The sequence below is a fragment of the Agrobacterium sp. NPDC058088 genome, assembly GCF_042885035.1.
In the GTDB taxonomy this organism is placed as follows: Bacteria; Pseudomonadota; Alphaproteobacteria; order Rhizobiales; family Rhizobiaceae; genus Agrobacterium.
Genome location: NZ_JBHVSU010000028.1, coordinates 1 through 2,793, shown reverse-complemented (window position 1 = coordinate 2,793; position 2,793 = coordinate 1). Strand labels below are relative to the sequence as shown.

The following is a 2,793-nucleotide window of genomic DNA, read 5'->3' as shown; positions in this document are numbered from 1 at the left end:
CGTGAGCGTCCGGTGAGCTGTTTTTGCTGATCGAGCAAATCAGGCGATGTTCTGGAATTAGAACCAGCATTAGTGCTGACATTAATACCAGAACAAAGAGGTTTCATGGCTCGCATGGAGATCATGTCCGGTACTGAGCGCAGGCGGCGCTGGTCGGACGAGGCGAAGCTAAGGATACTGGCGCAAGCTGATGAACCCGGTGCTCGCATTGGTGAGGTGGCGCGCCGGCATGACGTTCATCCTGGCCAGATCCGCTTGTGGCGGAAGTCGTTCAACTATGTTGATCGACCGACGGTGTTCCTTCCAGTGGAAATCATGGAGGAGGCTGGCGTAAGTCAGGCGTCTACCACGGTAACGAGGCCGGCGATCGTTGAGATATTGCTGCGGAACGGTCGGTGCCTGAAGGTTCCTGCTGACGTTGAGTTGAAGCTGCTCGGTCCGCTGGTCGCTTGCGTGGAGGCGGCATGATCGGACCATCGGGGAATGTGCGAGTCTATCTGGCCTGCGGAGTGACCGATATGCGGCGTGGCATTGATGGTCTGTCCGCACTGGTCGAGACGGTGGTGAAGGAGGCGCCGGGCTCGGGCGCGATTTTCGGCTTCCGCGGAAAGCGCGCCGACCGGATCAAGCTTCTCTGGTGGGACGGCCAGGGGTTCTGCCTGTTCTACAAGATTTTGGAGCGTGGATACTTTCCCTGGCCGACAGCGAAAGAAGGTGTCGCGCACCTGACGCAGGCGCAGCTTTCCATGCTGGTTGAGGGGATTGATTGGCGCCGCCCGGCATGGACGTCCGCTCCTGGCCGAACGGGATAAAAGCTATATTTTGCAAGGGCATCCGAGGCTTAACGCTGGCGCGTCAGAGGCAAATCGGCTAGATTTGCGGATATGGAAACGGCGCCGCTGGACAGTCAGGACGAACTCACTGCTTTGCGCGCACTGGTCGCCGAACAGGCGGCGAAGCTTGAGAGCCAGGAAGCTGAGGTCATCAAGCGAGACTCCATCATAGGGCTTCTTCGCGCGCAACTGGAGCTTCTCCGACATCGGCAGCATGGCGCCTCTTCGGAAAAGATCGACCGGAAGATAGAGCAGTTCGAACTGATGCTGGAGGAGATTGAGGCTTCCCGTGCCGAGGCTGAACTGCGCGCCGGGAAAACACCCTTGCCGGATTTGGACGACGCGCCGGACAAGCCGAAGCGCAAACCATTGCCCGATGGTCTCGCCACCGAAGAGCTGATCTATGCGGCTCCCTGTAATTGCCCGACCTGCGGTGGCACCTCGTTCCTGAAGGCGCCCGACAGGGTGGTTCAGGTGCTGGAACACGTGCCGGCGTCGGTCAAGATTGTCCGCCATGTCGAGAAGCGGATGATCTGCAAGGAATGCGATACGACAGTGGCTGGCGAGATGCCGACCTTGCCGATCGAGCGCGGCAAGCCCGGGCCTGGATTGCTCGCCCATATCATGGTCTCCAAGTTCGATGATCACATTCCGCTCTACCGTCTCTCAGAGATGTATGATCGGCTGGGAATAGACATATCGCGCTCCGTGATGGCCGACTGGGTCGGCCGCGTATCCGCTTTGCTGACACCCATCGTCTTGTTGATCAGGGCCCACATCGCCGCGCTTGACCGAATACATACGGACGATACCCCGGTCGATGTTCTCGACCCCGGACGGGGCAAGACAAAAACCGGCAGGGTCTGGGTCTACGTCTTCGACGGCAGTGGCTATCAAGCCACCACTCCGGCAGCCATCGCCTATTACTACAGTCCTGATCGAAAGGGCGCGCATCCGGCTGACCACCTGGCAAGCTTCAGCGGCGTCATGCATGCCGACGGTTATGGCGGCTACAGACAACTCTACGGCAACCAGATCGTTGAGGCCGCCTGCATGGCGCATGTACGTCGCAAGTTCCATGACGTGATCAAGCTGAAGCCATCGCCGATCGCCGACGAAGCGCTGTCGCGCATCGGCGCGCTCTACGATATCGAGGATCGTATCCGCGGCATGTCGGCTGATGAGCGTCGTACCCTGCGCCAACACCACGCCAGACCCATTCTGGACGAGCTGAAGACTTGGATCGAGGCGACAATCTCAACTTTGCCACAGAAGCAGAAGCTGGCCGAGGCAATGCGATATGCGCTGTCGCGATGGGCCGCCTTGAGCGTCTACATCGATGATGGCCGTGTCGAAATCGACAACAACATCGCTGAACGAGCCATGCGTCCGCTCGGAATTGGAAGGAAAAACTGGCTGTTTGCGGGATCGGACAAGGGCGGTGAGCGCATCGCCACCATTCTGACCATCATCGAGACGGTTAAACGGCACGGCCATAATCCGGAGCTCTACCTGACAGATGTCCTGACCCGGATCCAGGATCACCCCAAGGACCGACTTGAAGATCTGCTGCCCTGGAACTGGATACCAGCTCGATGCGAGGCCGCCTGATGGCTCGCTCGAGGTTCATCTATACGCTCAGCCAAGTCGCCGGTATGATCGGCGAAAACCTCGAATTGATCGAAGAAGTAACCGCAAACCCGGACAACATCTCCGAGGGCGAACTGGTTTACGTCAGCGATGGCAGTGAAGATGGCACGAAGGGTCTGACCGGGAATGGCATCGAAGAACTTCAAAGCCTACTTGCCGACATCAGGACGTGGGACGGCGGTATCCGCGAGTTCCTCATCGACACACAGTGCGATCCTGAAATAATCGACCGCGTCATGGCCGATGAAATGAAACGCGGCTCATAGCTTCCATCTCTCGACACCCGAAAACGCTTTCGCCGGACGCTCAC

General features: G+C 58.6%; 3 protein-coding genes and 1 pseudogene. 3 read left to right on the top strand and 1 reads right to left on the bottom strand.

Annotated features, from left to right (window positions below; genetic code table 11):
• The first annotated feature begins 105 nt into the window (after positions 1-105).
• The 3 genes from tnpA to ACFVTJ_RS25345 all read left to right on the top strand — a co-directional run bounded on the left by tnpA (position 106) and on the right by ACFVTJ_RS25345 (position 2,444).
• Entirely contained in the window at positions 106-468 is a 363-nt protein-coding gene (gene tnpA, locus ACFVTJ_RS25355) for an IS66-like element accessory protein TnpA (protein ID WP_221106483.1), read from the top strand.
• On the top strand, positions 465-812 hold the full coding sequence (gene tnpB / locus ACFVTJ_RS25350; RefSeq protein WP_012478058.1) for an IS66 family insertion sequence element accessory protein TnpB: 348 nt from the start codon (positions 465-467) through the stop codon (positions 810-812). Before tnpA ends, tnpB begins: the two co-directional genes overlap by 4 nt.
• Positions 813-884: 72 nt before the next feature.
• A complete protein-coding gene (locus ACFVTJ_RS25345) occupies positions 885-2,444 on the top strand; it encodes an IS66-like element ISAtu6 family transposase (RefSeq protein ID WP_386911266.1) in 1,560 nt (519 codons plus the stop codon).
• 181 nt (positions 2,445-2,625) lie between these two features.
• On the opposite strand, the pseudogene ACFVTJ_RS25340 reads toward ACFVTJ_RS25345, so the two are convergent.
• Positions 2,626-2,793 (bottom strand): annotated as a pseudogene (locus ACFVTJ_RS25340) (IS5/IS1182 family transposase); the annotation flags it as partial.

Coding starts and splice junctions, on each gene's coding strand:
- ACFVTJ_RS25345 (WP_386911266.1), top strand. CDS start 885: ATGGAAACGGCGCCGCTGGACAGTCAGGACGAACTCACTGCTTTGCGC.
- tnpA (WP_221106483.1), top strand. CDS start 106: ATGGCTCGCATGGAGATCATGTCCGGTACTGAGCGCAGGCGGCGCTGG.
- tnpB (WP_012478058.1), top strand. CDS start 465: ATGATCGGACCATCGGGGAATGTGCGAGTCTATCTGGCCTGCGGAGTG.